Source organism: Aquitalea sp. ASV15 (assembly GCF_016429115.1).
Lineage (GTDB): Bacteria > Pseudomonadota > Gammaproteobacteria > Burkholderiales > Chromobacteriaceae > Aquitalea > Aquitalea magnusonii.
Genome location: NZ_JAELTZ010000243.1, coordinates 1 through 255, shown reverse-complemented (window position 1 = coordinate 255; position 255 = coordinate 1). Strand labels below are relative to the sequence as shown.

The following is a 255-nucleotide window of genomic DNA, read 5'->3' as shown; positions in this document are numbered from 1 at the left end:
AGCGTGATGGCGATGGTCGTCACTACAGCACAGGCTTGCGGCTGCGCCGTCTGGCGGAAAACCTGCTGTTGAACAACACGGTGCATGGAGCGCGGCATGCCGTGCTGCGGCAGTTGGTGGACGAGGTGGGAGAAAGCTGCAATATCACGGCACTGTCAGGCAGCGAAGTCCTGTATCTGGACCGGGTGGAAACGCCGGCCCCATTGCGTTTTTACCTGCATCCTGGCTCTCGCGTGCCAGCACATTGTTCGGCCA

At 60.8% G+C, this 255-nt stretch carries 1 pseudogene; it reads left to right on the top strand.

Going from position 1 to position 255, the window contains the following annotated elements:
* Positions 1 to 255 (top strand): annotated as a pseudogene (locus tag JHD64_RS22580) (IclR family transcriptional regulator); the annotation flags it as partial.